The organism is Sphingomonas albertensis, assembly GCF_014358075.1.
Lineage (GTDB): Bacteria > Pseudomonadota > Alphaproteobacteria > Sphingomonadales > Sphingomonadaceae > Sphingomonas > Sphingomonas albertensis.
Window position 1 is genome coordinate 36084 of the sequence record NZ_JACONT010000020.1, and the last position, 16407, is coordinate 52490.

Below are 16407 nucleotides of genomic sequence, written 5' to 3' on the forward strand. Positions count from 1 at the left end.
TGCCCCGAGACAACACCCCGCACAAATCGGTCCTACACGCGGCCCCGCGCTGTCCTACACGGCCCCGATCTGATCCGCTCCCGCGATGACCAAAGCATCAGACCCACGCGGCCGTCCGGTCGTCGCACCCGCCGTCGCCCCGGCTCCCAACGGCGCGATCGACTTTGCCGATTGCGAACCTGCCCGGGCAATGACAGCTCCGATGCCGCAGCCGGAAATGGCGATGTCCGACCGCGCCGTCCCCGCGCTCGCCCCCGCCGCCAACGCCAACGCCAACGTCCCGCAGACCTGCATCGTCGAGGAGGACGATCCCCGCGCGATCCTCGACGGGTTTGATCCCGCCGATTACGTCTGGGTCCCCGTCCCACGCCAGCGCCGCCCCGACGGCTGGAGCCACGCCAAGCAGCGCATCTTCATCGAACACCTCGCCGACACAGGCTCGGTCACCGCCGCCGCGACGCAGGTCGATATGTCGGTCAACAGTTGCTACGCGCTGCGCCGCGCGCCCGGTGCCGAACAGTTCGCCGTCGCCTGGACCGCGGCCGTGCAATCGGGCGTCACGCGGCTCGCCGATCTCGCGCTGGAGCGCGCGATGAACGGGGTGGAGGTGCCGGTGTTCGACAAGAGCGGCCACCGGATCGCGTGCCGCTATAAATACAGCGACCGGATGATCATGTTCCTCCTGCGCGCGCACATGCCCGAACGCTACGGCCACGCGCACCGCACGATCTCGGCTCCGCACGACCGTGACCGGCCCGAAGCGCCGCGCATCGCCTCCGTCGCGCAGGCCATCGCGCTGCTCGGACCGGCCACGCCCGATCATCCCGAGGCACTGCTTACGGAGCAAGCCCTGTGCGACCGGCTCCAGGACATCCAGGATCTGGGCGGTGCCGATTTCGTCCTGCCGCAGGACGCGTCCGGCCAGATCCTCCGCGACCGATCGCACCGCATCGAGGAGCAGCGCGTGGCCGACATAGAGTTCGACCGCCGCCTCGAATGGGCAAAGATCGGCGTCGCCCCGCCGCCGACCGGCTATCCGCCGTCGCCTTACGGCAATCACGACGACGACGACTACGATGACGAGTGACCGCGTGTTGGCCTAACCCGGCCTAATCTTCTTTTCGATTAATCCCGCAGGATCAACGCGAAAGCCTCAACGCTTCCGAACGAACTCCGCGCGTAGCACCAGCCCCTTGATCCCCTCGTACCGACAGTCGATCTCCTGCGCGTCGCCGGTCAACCGGATCGACTTGATCACCGTCCCGCGCTTCAAAGTCTGCCCCGCACCCTTCACGGTCAGGTCCTTGATCAACGTAACCTGATCGCCGTCCGCCAGCACGTTCCCAACCGAATCGCGCACCACCACCGCGCCGTCATCCGCCGCCACCGCGGTCGCCGCACCGCCCGCAACCCACTCGCCGGTCGCCTCGTCATACACGTATTCGTCGCTCATCGATCGGTCTCCGGCAGCGCCCAGTCGATCGGCGCGCGCCCATGGGTTTCGAGAAAGGCGTTGGCCCGGCTGAACGGCCGCGATCCGAAGAACCCGGTCCGTGCCGCCAGCGGCGACGGGTGCGCGGACTGGATCACCAGATGCCGCCCGCCCTTGCTCACATCGTCGACGAACGCCGCCTTCTTCTGCGCATACGCCCCCCACAGCAGGAACACGACCGGTTTGTCCTGCGCGTTCACCGCCGCGATCACCGCATCGGTAAACCGCTCCCACCCGCGCTTCTGGTGCGACGCCGCCTCGCCCATTCGCACGCTCAGCACCGCGTTGAGCAGCAGCACGCCCTGTGCCGCCCAATGATCGAGCATGCCGTGCGACGCCCGCGGGATCCCGAGATCCGCCTCCAGCTCCTTGTAGATGTTCACCAGGCTAGGCGGCGTCCGCACACCCTTGCGCACCGAGAAGCTGAGCCCATGCGCCTGCCCCTCGCCATGATACGGATCCTGCCCCAGGATCACGACCCGCACCTGATCGAGCGGCGTCAGTTCCAGCGCGCGAAACCGGTCGGCATCTGCCGGAAACACCCGAGCTCCCGCCGCCCGCTCACCCTCCAAAAACGCGTCGAGCGCCCGCATGTACGGCGCCTCGAACTCAGGGGCGAGCGCCTGCCAGCTTGGGGGAAGGGAAGGGGGTGTCATGCCGCGCGCCATGTCGGACAGGCAAGCCGCGTGTCAATCACCCCTCTTGTTCCCCCGCGGAGGCGGGGGCCCAGGATCTCGCAGGGCAACGCCCGTAACCCTGGACCCCCGCCTCCGCGGGGGAACGGCGACCGAGCGGGTCTCGATGCGAAGCGAAAGGCTCGCACATCGCGTCCCCCCTCATTATATGCGCCACCATGACCGAGATCACCGTCGCCGCGCTGCAGCTGGGCTTCACGCCCAACATCGACCGCAACATCGCCAACGTCTCGCGCCTCGTCCACGAGGCCGCTGCCAAAGGCGCGCAGGTGATCCTGCCGCCCGAGCTGTTCGAAGGCGAGTATTTCTGCCGCGTCGAGGACGAAGGCCTGTTCGCCAACGCCGCCCCTGTCGGCGAGCACAAGGCCGTGCTCGCGATGCAGGCGCTCGCCGAGGCGCTCAAGGTGACGATCCCGACCAGCTTCTTCGAGGCGGACGGTCCGCATCATTACAACAGCCTCGCGATGATCGGCCCCGACGGCAACGTGCAGGGCGTCTACCGCAAGAGCCACATCCCCGACGGCCCCGGCTACGAGGAGAAGTTCTACTTCCGCCCCGGCAATACCGGATTCAAGGTGTGGCCGCATCCGGCAGGCAAGCTCGGCGTCGGCGTCTGCTGGGATCAATGGTATCCCGAGACCGCCCGCGCGATGATGCTGATGGGCGCCGAAGTGCTGTTCTACCCGACCGCGATCGGCAGCGAGCCGCATGATACCAGCCTCGACACCGCGCGGCTCTGGCGGCGCGCCATGGTCGGCCACGCGGTCAGCAATGTCGTGCCGATCGTCGCCGCCAACCGCGTCGGCGTCGAGCACGGGCAGACCTTCTACGGCACCAGCTTCATCGCCGACGAGCGTGGCGATATCCTGGCGGAGCTAGGCCGTGAGGACGAAGGCGTGATCACCGCGACGATCGACCTCGAAATCGTCAAGCGCCACCGCGCCGCTTTCGGCTTCTTCCGCGATCGTCGCCCCGACCTGTACGGACGCCTCGTCCAGGACATCTGATACTCCGCACGAACCGCGTCGAACGCCCGCCCCGCAAAGGGGGGGGCGGCTTCACCCCCGCGGGACCTGCTCGCCGCGCGTATCGAGCCCGGCGGCACCCGGCTCGCCCAGTTCGTTCTGCCCGGCCATCGCGTGGTCGACCGAACCCAGCTGGTCGAGGTGCATCAGCCTGGTGACGAACGGTGCGAGTACCAGCACGACCGCGCCGATCCCGATCGCGACCCAGCCGATCCGGCCGTACACTTCCAGCACCCGTTCGACGCCGGCGCCCTCGCCGCCGGTCGCCTGTGCGATCAGCCCGGCAAGGAAGTTCCCGCCCGCCGTCGCGAGGAACCACGTGCCCATCATCAGCCCGGTCATGCTCGGCACCGACAGACGCGTCATCGACGACAGACCGATCGGCGAGAAACAGAGCTCCGCCATCGAGTGCAGCATGTAGAGCAGGACGACGAAGATCGCTGGCGTCAGCCCCTGTGCCGGTGCGCCAAGCGTCAGCGCGAAGAAGCCTGCACCGACCAGGATCAGCCCGATGCCGAACTTGAACGGCGCGCTCGGCTCACGTCCCGCCCGCCCGAGCCGCGTCCAGATCGCCGCGAACACCGGCGCCAGCGTGATGATGAAGAACGGATTGACCGACTGGAACACCGAGGCGGGTATCGACCAGCCGAACACGACGCGGTCGACCGACTGGTCGGTGTAGACGTTCAGCGACGACCCGGTCTGTTCGAACAGGGCCCAGAACAGCGGCGCGAGCGCGATCAGGAACAGCGCGGCGAAGATCCGGTCGCGGTCGACGCGCGGCAGCTTGGCGACCGCGGTCCACAGGATGTAGCCGACCGTCGCGAGCGATGCGACGATCAGCGCGGTGCCGACGACGCCCTGGCTGCGCACCAGCCACCACGATACCGCCACGCCTGCGAGCCCGCCGAGATAGATCAGCCATTCGACCGATAGCCCTGCGATCGGCTTCGACGCCAGCTTTTCGGGGGCGGGGGACTCGCCGACGTCATAGAGTTCGCGCCGGAACAGCACGAACACGACCAGACCCAGCGCCATGCCGATCCCGGCGGCCCCGAAGCCGTACGACCAGCCGACCGTCTCGCCGAGGATCCCGACCGCGATCGGGCCGACGAACGCGCCGGTATTGATCCCCATGTAGAAGATCGAGAACGCACCATCGCGGCGCATGTCGTCGCGCGCGTAAAGCTGGCCGACGAGCACCGAGATGTTCGCCTTCAGGAAGCCCGTGCCGACGATGATGAAGGCGAGGCCCAGATAGAAGCCGTTGAGCGCGGAGCCCTGTACGCCCTGCGGTGCCTCGACGACCGCGAGCAGCAGATGGCCGAGCGTGATGAACACGCCCCCCGCGAGCACCGCCTTGCGTGGTCCCAGGAACCGATCGGAGAGATAGCCGCCGATGATCGGCGTGATGTAGACCAGCGAGGTGTACGCGCCATAGATCGCATAGGCCGGCTGCTCGGCGAACAGGAAGTGCTTGGTGAGGTACAGCACCAGGATCGCACGCATGCCGTAGAACGAGAAGCGTTCCCACAGCTCGGCGAAGAACAGCATGAACAGCCCGCGCGGGTGCCCGAAAAACGTCTTTGCATCGGCAGGAACGCCGCTGCCCCTGCTCGCCTTGGGGATTGCGCTGGCCATGTGGTGGTGATGCTCCGTGTGTGCGCCGCTGACGGGCGCTTGATGGCGTGCAACTTAACGACAAAGCCCGGACTGTAAATATCAGACGCCAAAGCCTATCTGCCGAGGCATGCTCAACGACCGCTCGACGCCGCTCTCGCTTCTCGCCACCCGCCGCTCGGGCAAGCCGCGCGACCTGATCGCGCCGGGGCCAGACTCCTACCAGCTGGCGACGATCCTGGAGATCGCGGCGCGGACACCCGATCACGGCAAGCTGGCGCCGTGGCGGTTCGTGGTGGTCGGTGACGAGCGGCGCGCGGCGCTGTCGAGGCTGATCACCGACGCCTATCTCGCCGAGCGGCCCAATGCGTCGCGGCTGGAACTGGAATCGCTCGACCAGTTCGCGCAACAGGCGCCGACTTTGGTCGTTGTCCTGTCGTCGCCGAAGGAGAGCAAGATTCCGGTGTGGGAGCAGGAATTGTCGGCGGGGGCGGCGTGCATGAACCTGCTCCATGCGGTCCATGCCGAAGGTTTCGCGGGCGGCTGGCTGACCGGCTGGGCGGCGTTCTCGGATACGGTACGCGATGCGTTCGGGTCCGCGTCGGAGCGGATCGCCGGGTTCATGTTCATCGGCACGCCGTCGCGCGCGCTCGACGAACGCCCCCGCCCCGATATGGCACGCCTCGTCTCGCACTGGGGATCGTGAGACTCGACTAATCGCCCGATTGCTGTATTAGAACAGCATGACAGCGCTCAGCAGCGACGACAGCCCCGTGTACATCCGCCTCCGCAGCACGATCGCGGCGGGGATACTCCGTGGCGACTATCGTGCGGGCGACCAGTTGCCGTCGGTACGCGCGTTCGCCGCCGAGCAGGGGGCCAATCCGCTGACGGTCGCCAAGGCGTATCAGAGCTTTCAGGACGACGGCTATGTCGAGGTCCGGCGCGGCGTCGGGATGTTCGTGATGCCGGGTGCGGCGGAAGCGTTGCGCGTGGCCGAGCGCGAGAATTTCGTGACGACGCAGTGGCCGCGGATCTTGGGGCATATCGATCTGCTGGGGTTGGATGCGCATGACCTGCTGGAGCGCGAGCGGGCCTGAAACCCCTCCCGTCATTCGTTCTGCATTCCCTTGTTCCGTCCTACGTCCTGTCCCCTTCCGTTCGTCCTGAGTAGTCGTCGAGTAGGCGCGAAGCGGCGTAGCGAGAGGACGTATCGAAGGACAGGTTGGCGCGCGGAACCCATACTTCGATACGCGCCCTCGATACGCTGCTGACGCAGCTACTCGGTCGCTACTCAGCACGAACGGCAGTGGGGTTGAACTTCAGAACAATCCCAGCGCGGCGACATCCTCGACGCTCAGGTCGATCCCGAACAACAGGCTCATGCGGATTCGGTACACGCGCGGGTCAGTGATCTCGCCGACGGTTGTGTCCGTGCCGGAACGCCGGCGATAATTGCGCCCGATCAGCGACGCGAACCCGTTCGGGAGGACGATGCTGGCGATCGCGGTGTGCGTAAAACGGCTGGACGGCGCGGTCGAGGTCCAGTGGTTCGACAGCGCGAGATCGGCGTCGAACACGGTGGCCAACGTGAAGCTGTATTGCGGCTGAAACCCCTCACCCGATCCGCGGCCGTCGGTAGTCATGGGATCACCGTCGCGGAGCAGCATCCAGCCTTGCTCGGTCGATTCCAGCCGGAAGCTCGCGCCATCGGGGGCTGCCGCCTCGGCGCCGTCGGCGAGCGGGAGGACCGGCGTATAGCTGCCGCCGAAGCCGGTGTCGGCAATCCAGTCCTGCCCGTCGATCGTCACCAGCGCAAACGTATGCGTCTGCGGTGGCGGCACGTCGGTCGCGGCATACCAGACACGCGCGAGCAGCGGGCGAGCGGTGAAGCCGAGTTCAGTGAGGGCATCGAGGAACAGCCGGTTATGTTCGAAGCAATAGCCGCCGCGGCGGGCGGTCACGAGCTTGGCGAAGACCGACTCGCTGTCGATCGCGATGCCGCGGCCGAGGACGACGTCGAGATCCTCGAACGGGATGGCGAACCGGTGCGCCTGCTGGAGCCGGCCGAGACCGATCGAGTCGAGGGTCGGACGCGCCGGCATGGCGACGCGGGTGAGGTAGGCTTCGAGATCGAACATCAGGCAGGGTTTCCCATAATTCCCCTGCCCCCATACCGTTTGCCGCGAGCAGCCGTCGAGTAGGGCGACGCGACCTTCAATCCTCCCGCGCCAGGGGGAGGTGGCTGGCGCTTGCCAGACGGAGGGGGAGGTCGGGTAGAACCTCTGTTCCGTGTCCTCCCCCTCCGTCGCCTCCGGCGCCACCTCCCCCTTGCGGGGGAGGATTAGAGGGACGCTGGGTCCGGGCTTTCGTCAGGGGGCGATCAGGCGGCGAAGAGTTCCGGCTCGATCGAGTAGAGGACTGCCGCGCTGGCGTTGGCGGCGGCGTTGAGGCCCATCGCTTCGGGGACGATCTGGTCGAGGTAGAAGCGCACCGCCGCAGTCTTCATTCTGCCGAAGTCGTCGGTGCCGGCGACGCTGCCCTGGCGTTCCATCAGCCAGCCGCAGGTGGCGACCGATAGCATCGTCAGGAAGGGATAGCTCGCGGCCAGCTTGTCGTCGGCGTTCGCGGTGGCGAGTCTGCGCCCGATCGCTTCGCAGGCATCGACCAGTGCCAAGAGGCGTTCGTCCTTCGCTTCCGCCCGGATGTCGGCGATCAGCGCGGCGAACGCGCCGCCATTGTCTAACCCCAGCTTGCGGCCGACCAGGTCCGCCGCCTGGATGCCGTTCGTGCCTTCGTAGATCGGGGTGATGCGGGCATCGCGGAAATACTGTGCGGCGCCAGTTTCCTCGACATAGCCCATGCCGCCATAGACCTGGATGCCTAGCGAGGCGACCTCGTTGCCGAGATCAGTGCCGTGCGCCTTGGCAAGCGGCGTGACGAGTTCGAGCCGGTTGCGCGCGGCGTGGTCGCCGAGATTGGCGCGGTCGACTTGGCCCGCCGCGTAATAGACGAGCGCGCGCGCCGCCTGGGTCTGCGCCTTCATCCGCATGAGCATGCGGCGGACGTCGGGATGCTCGACGATCTTGACCGACTCCTTGTTCGGCGAACCGGCCCGGGGGGACTGGACGCGGTCGAGCGCGTAGGCAACCGCCCCTTGGGTGGCGCCCTCGGCGACCTGGACGCCCTGCAGGCCGACGTTGAGGCGCGCGTTATTCATCATCGTGAACATCGCGCGGATACCGCCGAGTTCCGCGCCGATCAGCTCACCGACGCAGTCGTCGTTGTCGCCGAAGCTCAAGACGCAGGTGGGCGAGGCGTGGAGGCCCATCTTGTGCTCGATCGAGACGACGCGGACGTCGTTGAAGTCGCCCGGCGTGCCGTCTTCGTCGAGGCGGTACTTGGGGACGAGGAACAGCGAGATGCCCTTGGTGCCCGCCGGTGCGCCCGGTGTCCGCGCGAGGACGAGGTGGACGATGTTCGGCGCCATGTCGTGGTCGCCGAACGAGATGTAGATCTTGGTGCCCTTGATGCTCCACTTGCCGTCACCGAGGGGAGTCGCCGTCGCGCGCAATGCGCCGACGTCGGAGCCCGCCTGTGGCTCGGTGAGGTTCATCGTGCCGGTCCACTCGCCGGTCGCGAGATGGGGCAAATAGAGCGCCTGCTGCTCGGGCGAGCCGTGATGCTGGAGCGCCTCGATCGCACCGACGGTCAGCGTCGGGCAGAGCGCAAAGCCCATATTGGCCGAGCCGAGCGTGTCGAGCACCGCGGTCTGGATCGCGAACGGGAGGCCCTGCCCGCCCCACTCCTCCTCGACGCCGATCGTGCCCCAGCCGCCCTCGACATAATCCTTGTACGCCTGCGCGAAGCCGTCGGGCATGACAACGCCGTCCGGGGTCCACTTCGCGCCGACGGTGTCGCCGGCGCGGTTGAGCGGGGCCCATTCGCCGGCGGCGAACTGCCCAACCCCTTCGAGGACCGCGTCGACGACGTCGTCGCTGGCGGCGGCATAGCGCTCGGTCGCGGCAAGTTGGTCGATCCGCACGACATGGTCGAGCAGGAATCGCTGTTCGGTGGTTGCTGGGGTGAAGGCCATCGCATCCTCTTATCGCTACGGTTTGGACCCGCTATAGGCCTGTGAAATGGTCCGTCCACACCCTGTGATTTTACCTTACGGCACGGCGGCGATCGCCGAGGCGGCTACGTTGATTCGCGGCGGGGGTATCGTCGCGGTGCCGACCGAGACGGTATACGGACTCGCGGCGGACGCCACCAACGCCCAGGCAGTGGCGCGGATCTACGCCGCCAAGGGGCGCCCGAGTTTCAATCCGCTGATCGTGCATGTGGCGGATCTGGCGGCGGCCGAGCGGATCGCGGTGTTCGATGCCGAGGCGCGCGCGCTGGCGGCGGCGTTCTGGCCGGGGCCGCTGACGTTGGTGCTGCCGGTGCGGGAGGATTCGGGGATCGCTTCGCTGGTGACGGCGGGGTTGGTGACGATCGCGATCCGGGTGCCCCGGCATCGCGCCATGCAGGGGTTGATCGCCGCTTCGGGCCGGCCGTTGGCAGCGCCCTCGGCCAATGTGAGCGGGGGGATCAGTCCGACGACCGCGGCGCATGTTGCGAGGAGTTTGGGGGGGAACGTGCCGTTGATCATCGACGATGGGGCTACCGAGGCTGGGCTGGAGTCGACGATCGTGGCGGGGCGGACGGTGTTGCGGCCAGGGCCGATCACTGCCGAAGCGCTCTTAGCGCACCTCCCCGGCGAAGGCCGGGGCCCAATTGGAACGTCGGATGTAACGGAGCACGACTTACACCCTGATTGTCCCCCAATTGGGCCCCGGCCTTCGCCGGGGGGGAGTGCGATTACTGCGCCCGGTCAACTTGAAAGCCACTACGCGCCGAGCAAGGCGCTTCGGTTGCATGCGACAGAGGCAAATTCTGGCGAGTGGCTGATCGGTTTTGGTGACGTTGCGGGCGACGTGACCCTATCCGCCTCAGGAAATCTCCTCGAGGCGGCCGCGAAGCTGTTCGATCTGCTCCACGCCGCCGATGCGAACGAGAGCCCGAAGATCGCCGTCGCACCGATCCCGTTCGACGGCATCGGCGAAGCGATCAACGATCGTCTTCGCCGTGCTTCGCATCGTTAAAAGAAGATCGGTTCACGCGAAGGCGCAAAGGCGCGAAGAGGTTTCAAGCGTTTTGATAGGCCGGGACGGACTATCCACGCTCTACATCTTTGCGCCTTCGCGCCTTCGCGCCTTCGCGTGAACCCATTCTGCCTTACGCGTTCACCGCCGCCTTCGACCGCGCCGCGAAGCTCTTGCGGAGCTTCTGCAGCTTGGGCGGAATCACCGCCATGCAATACGGGTTCGAGCGGCCCGACGTCTCCCAGTAATCCTGGTGATAGCCCTCGGCCTCGTACCACGTATCCATCGGCTCGATCGTCGTGACGATCGGCTTGGGCGAAGCCACCTGCGCCCGCTCAAGCGCGGCCTGCATCTCGGCCTTCTGCGCGTCGTCCGCCGGGAACATCGCCGAGCGGTACTGCGTACCGACGTCGTTGCCCTGCCGATTCAGCGTCGTCGCGTCGTGCGTCGCGAAGAAGATGTCGAGCAGGTCGCCAATCTTGAGTTGCTCGGGGTCGAACCCAATCCGGATCGCCTCGGCATGACCGGTGTCGCCGCCGCAGACCTGCTTGTAGGTCGGGTTGGGCACGGTCCCGCCGATATAGCCGCTCTCGGCGCTCTCGACGCCGATCACGTCCTTGAACACAGCCTCGGTGCACCAGAAGCAGCCGCCGGCCAGCGTCACATAATCCGTCATAACGATCTCCTTTCCGCCAATGTAGGAAGCCGCTACCGCGCAACAAAGAGGAGACGCGTATGATCGACGGTAAGGTTATGGTCACCGGCGGCGCCGGTTACATCGGCAGCCATGCGGTATTGGCGCTGCTCGACGCAGGCTATGACGTCGTGGTGCTCGACAACCTCGTCACGGGATTCGACTGGGCGGTCGACCGCCGCGCGGCACTGGTCGAGGCAAACGTCGCCGACGATGCGAAGGTCCGTGCGGCGATCCGCGACCACAACGTCCGCGCGATCATGCATTTCGCCGGCTCCGTCGTGGTGCCCGAATCGGTCAGCGATCCGCTCAAATATTATCGCAACAACACCGCCGCGAGCCGGGCGCTCATCGAGAGCGCCGTGGTCGAGGGCGTCCCCCACTTCATCTTCTCGTCGACTGCCGCGACCTATGGCACACCCGAGAAGGTGCCGGTCGCTGAGGGCGATCCGACCGTGCCGATCAACCCGTACGGCATGTCGAAGCTGATGACCGAGGCGATGCTGCGCGACGTCGCCGCGGCGCACCCGATGAACTACGCCGCTCTGCGCTACTTCAACGTCGCCGGCGCCGATCCGCAGGGGCGCAGCGGGCAATCCACCGTCGGCGCGACGCACCTGATCAAGATCGCGGTCGAGGCGGCGACCGGCAAGCGCGACGCGGTCGGTGTCTATGGCACGGATTTCGATACGCCCGACGGCACCGGCGTGCGCGACTACATCCACGTCACCGACCTTGCCGCCGCGCACGTCGCCGCGCTCGACGTGCTGATCGCCGAACCGACCAAGAGCCACACGCTCAATGCCGGCTACGGCAAGGGCTTCTCGGTGCTCGACGTGCTCGACGCGGTCGACAAGGTTACCAATCGGACGATCGAGCGTCGCTTGGAAGGGCGCCGCGCGGGCGATCCGGCGATGCTGATCTCGGACAATCGCGCGATCCTGGAAAGGCTCGACTGGACGCCGCGCCACGCCGATCTCGACGGGATCGTCCGCGATGCGCTGGCGTGGGAGCGCGCGCTGGCGGAGAAAGGCCGGTGAGACTTCGCTCGCTGCTGTTCGTGCCGGGCGATCGACCCGAGCGGATGGTCAAGGCGCTCGGGCTGGGCGCGGACGCGCTGATCCTCGACCTGGAGGATTCGGTCGCGCCGGGTGCCAAGGTGGCGGCGCGAGAATGCGTCGCGACGTTCCTTGCCGAGCCTCGGACGATACCGTTGTTCGTGCGGATCAACCCGCTCGATTCGGGGCTCGCGGACGACGACCTCGCGGCCGTGCTCTCGGCCAATCCGGATGGCATCGTGCTGCCGAAGGCGGAGGGCGCCGTGAGCCTTGCCGCGCTCGATGCCAGACTTAGCGGCAAGATCGCCATCCTGCCGATCGCGACCGAGACGCCCGCGGCGATCTTCGCGCTCGGCAGCTATGGCGGCGTCACGGATCGGCTCGTCGGGCTGACCTGGGGCGCGGAGGACCTGCCTGCGGCGATCGGCGCGGCGACCGCGCGCGAGGCGGACGGGTCGTACACCGCGCCGTATCAGCTCGCGCGGTCGCTGACGCTGTTCGGCGCGCATGCCGCGGGCGTGGCGGCGATCGAGACGGTCTATCCCGATTTCCGCGACCTAGACGGACTTGCCGCCTATGCCGCGCGCGGTCGTCGCGACGGGTTCACGGGGATGATGGCGATCCACCCGAGCCAGGTCGCGGTGATCAATGCGGCCTTCACGCCGTCGGACGAAGAGCGCGCGCATGCCCAGGCGATCGTCGACCTGTTCGCCGCCAATCCGGGCGCGGGCGCTCTCCAGTTGGATGGCAGGATGGTCGACGCGCCGCATCTGAAGGCGGCGAAGGCGCTGCTAGCGCTCGCCGCCGATTGAGGTGCGCACGCGGGCGGTGGCGAGCCACCACGCCAGCGCCCATAGCGTGCCGAAGCTCCACCCGGCCAGCACGTCGCTCGGCCAGTGTACGCCGAGATACACCCGGCTGCACCCGATCGCGCCGACCAGCAGGATCGCGATGACGAGCATGTACGCCCGCGTCGCACGATCCCGCGTCACCTGCGAGGCGAGGCCGGCGAGCGTCAGATAGACGATCGCACTGTTCGCCGAATGTCCGCTGGGGAAGCTCATATGCGTGACCGTGACGAGGTGCGGGACAATATCGGGGCGCGGACGCGCGACGTGCAGTTTGACCAGCTCGACGATGATGTTGCCACTAACGCTGGCTGCGACGATCGCGATCGCGGTCAGCCAGAGCCGCTGGACGATCAGCAGCCCGGCGACGATCACCACGACGATCGTTAGGACGATGCCGCCGCCGAGCGCGGTGACGTCCGCGGCGACCTTCGGCAACCAGGACGGACCACCCCAGGCGCGAAGGCCGAGGATGATCGACCGATCGAACGCGAACGGCCAATGGCCAACTGCGAGACCGACCAGGAGGATGAGGACGATGCCGACCGCCGCGACCGACGCGCCGGCGAGAACCGCGGGCAGGCGTCGCCGCGCGCCTTCGGGCGGCGTGCCGTCGATGGTGGGTCCGCCGGGGCTCGAACCCGGGACCTCTCGATTAAAAGTCGCTTGCTCTACCAACTGAGCTACGGACCCCCGCCATCGTGGACCGCGCACCTAATCGCGTGGCCGCTTTCGGTCAACCGATTGCGCCAATTGCCGTATCGTTCGCCCGCTCAGCGGATCGCGCCATGTCGGGACGAGGCCTGCGAGCGGGCCGAGCACGAAGCTGCGTGTGCGGAAAGCGGCGTGTGGCACGGTGAGTCCGGGCGAGGACCAGGCGCCCCCAGACCAGAGGATGATGTCGAGATCGATCACGCGGCTGCCCCAGCGGCGGCCGGGGCGGCGCCCGAAGCTGCGTTCGATCCGCTTCAGGCGGACGAGCAGGGTGGCGGGGTCTTCCGTAGACGCGATCAGCGCGACGGCGTTGGCGTAGCAGCGGTTCGAGGGCCCTAGCGGCGCGCTGGCAGCGGTCGGCGAGCGTGCGAGGACATTGCCGAGTGCCTCCAGCGCGGCCGAAATCTCGCGCTGAGGGCTTCCGTGAAGGCCACGTCGGTTCGAACCGAGCGCGATCGCGTAGGTTGCGGCCTGCGCGATCGGCGGTAGCGGGGTTGCAGGCGACATTTGGTCCGCCTAGCGCAATCCCATGGATTCCACACCTTACACCACCGAGCTTCCCGAAACCGTCGAAGAGGCCGGCGAGGTCGACGTCACGGCCGTCTTCGCGCCCGTCTCGGCACTCCCCGAGACCGAGCCGCCGCATGACTGCCCGCTCTGCCCCCGCCTGGTGGCGGTGCGCGAACAGCTGCGGATCGAGTTCCCGACTTGGTGGAACGCGCCCGTCCCGGCGTTCGGCGATCCTGCCGCGTGGCTCGGCATCATCGGCCTCGCGCCCGGCAAGCATGGCGCGAACCGCACGGGCCGCGCGTTCACCGGGGATTATGCGGGGCAGTTCCTGTTCGAGACGCTTGGGCGGTTCGGGCTGGCGACGGGCACGTACGGCGCGAAGGCCGAGGACGGTCTGGGGCTCGACGGTGCGATCATTCTCAACGCGGTGAAATGCCTGCCGCCCGAGAACAAGCCGACGCCGGAGGAAATCCGCACCTGCCGGCCGTTCCTGGAGACGCAGGCGGATGCCGTGCCGACCGCCCGCGTGTTCGTGGCGCTGGGGCATATCGCGCACCAGTCGGCGGTGAAGATGCTCGGCGGGCGGCTACCCAAGGCACGCTTCGCGCATGGCGCCGAGCATGTGATGCCCGACGGTCGCATCCTGATCGATAGCTTCCACTGCTCGCGCTACAACGTGAATACGGGCGTGCTGACCGCGGAGATGTTCGATGCCGTTTTCGAGCGGGCGCTGGCGTTACGCGGTACGGTCTGAGGCGCCGCCTTGCTCCCCTCCCTGAAAGGGAGGGGTTGGGGGTGGGTCGGTTTCCGGATCGTGGAACGGTTGCAGCTTGAGCGGGCCTACCCACCCCCAGCCCCTCCCTTCCAGGGAGGGGAGACTGGCGGTTATTCGATGACCCAGGCCTCGCCGGCCTCCGGCGTGCGGAAGCGGTCTGCCGCGATGTGTTCGCGTTCCAACGCTGCGCGGAGGTGCTCCGGTGGTTCGTTGATACCCTCGGACGTCAGCTCGAACGTGCCCCAGTGGACCCCGATCGCATACGCCGCGTCGAGCTGTTCGAACGCCGTCACCGCTTGGTCCGGGCCGATGTGGTTGTCTGTCTCGTGCCCTTCGAAATGATACGCGCCGATCGGCAGGATCGCGAGCCGGACCGGACCCGCCGCGCGCGCTTCGATCGCCCAGCGCATATCGCCCGGCCCGGTGTCGCCCGCGAAATACAGATTGCCGCCGGGCAGCGTCACGGTGAAGCCCGCCCATAATGTCTTGTCGCGGTCGCCGGGGTCGTATTCGCTCCAGTGATGCGCGCGCTCGACGATCACGTCGATGCCAGGGCGCAATGTCACGCGCCCGCCCCAGTCGCGCGCGAGTGCGCGGACGCCGTTGCGGGCGAGGATCTGGTCGTTGCCGAGACCCGTCACGATCAGTGGCTTGTCCCGGTGCCAGAGCGTTCGCATCGCGGTCATGTCGAGATGGTCGCGGTGGTCGTGGCTGAGCAGGATCAGGTCGATCTTGGGCAGGTCCGCGAGACGCACGCCGGGTTGGCGGACGCGCTTCACGCCGAGGAACTGGACCGGCGACGAGCGCCCGAGCCACATGGGATCGGTCAGAATATTGAGCCCCTGGGTCTGCACCAGCACGGTCGAATGGCCGATCCAGGTGACGCGCATCGTCTGCCCGTCGATGCGCGCGGGGGGCCGCGACGGGGTTACGGGAACCTCGGGCCAACTCCGATAGGGCGGCTTCACCAGATTGCGGAGCAGCGCGACAGGTCCCTGCTTCTGTTCGCCGCTACTGCCCTGCACGCCGTCAGGGTTGAAGAAGCGCGTGCCGTTGAAGTGATCGCTCGGGGCAACGGTCTCCACCGACGGCGCCGCGCAGCCGGCGAGTAGCGCGAGAACGGGCAATATCGAGCGGGTGCGGATCATGGCGCGCTGACGGATATGTCACCCGATCATCAGGGTCCAGTCACGCGCGGAGGGCCACAGCGGCGAGCATGGGCGATGATTTCGAAGTGCGCGGGTTGCATGAACGACTGTCGGAGGAACGAGCCGCCAGTGGTGAGGCGCTCGACCAGCGGATCGCGTTGTTCACCGCGATCCTGGCGACCCTGGCCGCCGTCACCAGTTTTCTCGGCGGGCATACGCAGAACGAGGCGTTGCTCCACAAGAACGAGGCGGTGCTGATCAAGGCTCAGGCGTCGGATGCGTGGGGGTATTACCAGGCCGAGGATCTAAAGCGGCATATCGCGCAGATGGAAGTCGATCTCGCGCCGCCCGCGTCCGATGCGAACCAAATGTCCGCACACCGCGCCGATATCGCGCGGTACAAGGCGCGGGGGGCTGGGCTGAAGTGGGAGGCGGAGGCGCTCGACCGACAATCGGCGGCGGCGAACGCGGAGTCGGATGAAGCGCTGCGGCCGCATATGAAGCTCGCGCTGGCGGTCACCGCGATCCAGGTGGCGATCGCGTTGGCCTCGATTACCGCGCTGACCGGACGGCGGTGGTTGTTGTGGGTCGCGGGAGCCGCCGCCTTGGTGGGCGCGCTGCTGGCTGGGCTCGCCTGGCTGTAGCGGGGAGATCGTTTTCGACGACCGCGAACGACGATCC

The 16407-nt window shown here is 67.4% G+C and carries 18 protein-coding genes and 1 tRNA gene; 9 read left to right on the plus strand and 10 right to left on the minus strand.

Going from position 1 to position 16407, the window contains the following annotated elements:
• Positions 1-190: 190 nt before the first annotated feature.
• Positions 191-1087 (plus strand): hypothetical protein, encoded by an 897-nt coding sequence (locus tag H8S47_RS10510; RefSeq protein ID WP_187503821.1) that lies wholly within the window; start codon positions 191-193, stop codon positions 1085-1087.
• A 66-nt stretch (positions 1088-1153) separates the two neighbouring features.
• On the opposite strand, the gene H8S47_RS10515 is transcribed toward H8S47_RS10510, so the two are convergent.
• Both H8S47_RS10515 and ung read right to left on the minus strand, forming a co-directional pair.
• Positions 1154-1453, minus strand: coding sequence for an alkylphosphonate utilization protein (locus tag H8S47_RS10515; RefSeq protein WP_136188845.1), 300 nt, complete (start codon positions 1451-1453; stop codon positions 1154-1156).
• On the minus strand, positions 1450-2148 hold the full coding sequence (ung, locus tag H8S47_RS10520; RefSeq protein ID WP_187503822.1) for a uracil-DNA glycosylase: 699 nt from the start codon (positions 2146-2148) through the stop codon (positions 1450-1452). The genes H8S47_RS10515 and ung overlap by 4 nt, the downstream gene beginning before the upstream one ends.
• Before the next feature lie 197 nt (positions 2149-2345).
• On the opposite strand from ung, the gene aguB reads away from it, so the two are divergent.
• Complete coding sequence (aguB, locus tag H8S47_RS10525) at positions 2346-3194, plus strand: N-carbamoylputrescine amidase (protein ID WP_187503823.1); 849 nt, start codon at positions 2346-2348, stop codon at positions 3192-3194.
• Positions 3195-3245: 51 nt separating this feature from the next.
• Here the strand turns inward: aguB and H8S47_RS10530 are convergent, their stop codons facing one another.
• Complete coding sequence (locus tag H8S47_RS10530) at positions 3246-4853, minus strand: peptide MFS transporter (RefSeq protein ID WP_187503824.1); 1608 nt, start codon at positions 4851-4853, stop codon at positions 3246-3248.
• 109 nt (positions 4854-4962) lie between these two features.
• On the opposite strand from H8S47_RS10530, the gene H8S47_RS10535 reads away from it, so the two are divergent.
• Together H8S47_RS10535 and H8S47_RS10540 are read left to right on the plus strand one after the other, a co-directional pair.
• Positions 4963-5538 carry a nitroreductase family protein gene (locus tag H8S47_RS10535; RefSeq protein WP_187503825.1) on the plus strand — a complete coding sequence of 192 codons (576 nt, stop codon included), beginning with the start codon at positions 4963-4965 and terminating at the stop codon, positions 5536-5538.
• A 37-nt stretch (positions 5539-5575) separates the two neighbouring features.
• Positions 5576-5932, plus strand: coding sequence for a GntR family transcriptional regulator (locus H8S47_RS10540; protein WP_056053547.1), 357 nt, complete (start codon positions 5576-5578; stop codon positions 5930-5932).
• 222 nt (positions 5933-6154) lie between these two features.
• On the opposite strand, the gene H8S47_RS10545 is transcribed toward H8S47_RS10540, so the two are convergent.
• Complete coding sequence (locus H8S47_RS10545) at positions 6155-6973, minus strand: arylamine N-acetyltransferase family protein (RefSeq protein ID WP_187503826.1); 819 nt, start codon at positions 6971-6973, stop codon at positions 6155-6157.
• Between the two features lie 242 nt (positions 6974-7215).
• Positions 7216-8928 carry an acyl-CoA dehydrogenase gene (locus tag H8S47_RS10550; protein ID WP_187503827.1) on the minus strand — a complete coding sequence of 571 codons (1713 nt, stop codon included), beginning with the start codon at positions 8926-8928 and terminating at the stop codon, positions 7216-7218.
• A 46-nt stretch (positions 8929-8974) separates the two neighbouring features.
• Between H8S47_RS10550 and H8S47_RS10555 the strand changes: the two genes are divergently transcribed.
• Positions 8975-9979, plus strand: a complete 1005-nt coding sequence (locus tag H8S47_RS10555; protein ID WP_187503828.1) for an L-threonylcarbamoyladenylate synthase — start codon at positions 8975-8977, stop codon at positions 9977-9979.
• Positions 9980-10112: 133 nt separating this feature from the next.
• Here H8S47_RS10555 and msrA read toward each other — a convergent pair whose 3' ends face one another.
• Complete coding sequence (gene msrA / locus H8S47_RS10560) at positions 10113-10655, minus strand: peptide-methionine (S)-S-oxide reductase MsrA (protein ID WP_187503829.1); 543 nt, start codon at positions 10653-10655, stop codon at positions 10113-10115.
• Between the two features lie 59 nt (positions 10656-10714).
• On the opposite strand from msrA, the gene galE reads away from it, so the two are divergent.
• Together galE and H8S47_RS10570 are read left to right on the plus strand one after the other, a co-directional pair.
• Entirely contained in the window at positions 10715-11713 is a 999-nt protein-coding gene (galE, locus tag H8S47_RS10565) for a UDP-glucose 4-epimerase GalE (RefSeq protein WP_187503830.1), read from the plus strand.
• Positions 11710-12543 (plus strand): HpcH/HpaI aldolase/citrate lyase family protein, encoded by an 834-nt coding sequence (locus H8S47_RS10570; protein WP_187503831.1) that lies wholly within the window; start codon positions 11710-11712, stop codon positions 12541-12543. The genes galE and H8S47_RS10570 overlap by 4 nt, the downstream gene beginning before the upstream one ends.
• On the opposite strand, the gene H8S47_RS10575 is transcribed toward H8S47_RS10570, so the two are convergent.
• From H8S47_RS10575 to folK, 3 genes are all read right to left on the minus strand, one after another.
• Positions 12523-13017, minus strand: a complete 495-nt coding sequence (locus H8S47_RS10575; RefSeq protein ID WP_187503832.1) for a phosphatase PAP2 family protein — start codon at positions 13015-13017, stop codon at positions 12523-12525. The two genes, H8S47_RS10570 and H8S47_RS10575, sit on opposite strands and share 21 nt — an antisense overlap.
• Positions 13018-13196: 179 nt before the next feature.
• Positions 13197-13272, minus strand: a tRNA-Lys gene (locus tag H8S47_RS10580).
• A 21-nt stretch (positions 13273-13293) separates the two neighbouring features.
• Entirely contained in the window at positions 13294-13800 is a 507-nt protein-coding gene (gene folK, locus H8S47_RS10585; protein WP_187503833.1) for a 2-amino-4-hydroxy-6-hydroxymethyldihydropteridine diphosphokinase, read from the minus strand.
• 22 nt (positions 13801-13822) lie between these two features.
• Here folK and H8S47_RS10590 point away from each other — a divergent pair, with 22 nt between their 5' ends.
• Positions 13823-14557, plus strand: coding sequence for a uracil-DNA glycosylase (locus H8S47_RS10590; protein WP_187503834.1), 735 nt, complete (start codon positions 13823-13825; stop codon positions 14555-14557).
• A gap of 131 nt (positions 14558-14688) precedes the next feature.
• On the opposite strand, the gene H8S47_RS10595 is transcribed toward H8S47_RS10590, so the two are convergent.
• A complete protein-coding gene (locus tag H8S47_RS10595) occupies positions 14689-15726 on the minus strand; it encodes an MBL fold metallo-hydrolase (protein ID WP_187503835.1) in 1038 nt (345 codons plus the stop codon).
• 68 nt (positions 15727-15794) lie between these two features.
• Between H8S47_RS10595 and H8S47_RS10600 the strand changes: the two genes are divergently transcribed.
• A complete protein-coding gene (locus H8S47_RS10600) occupies positions 15795-16370 on the plus strand; it encodes a DUF4337 domain-containing protein (protein WP_187503836.1) in 576 nt (191 codons plus the stop codon).
• The last annotated feature ends 37 nt before the right edge of the window (positions 16371-16407 follow it).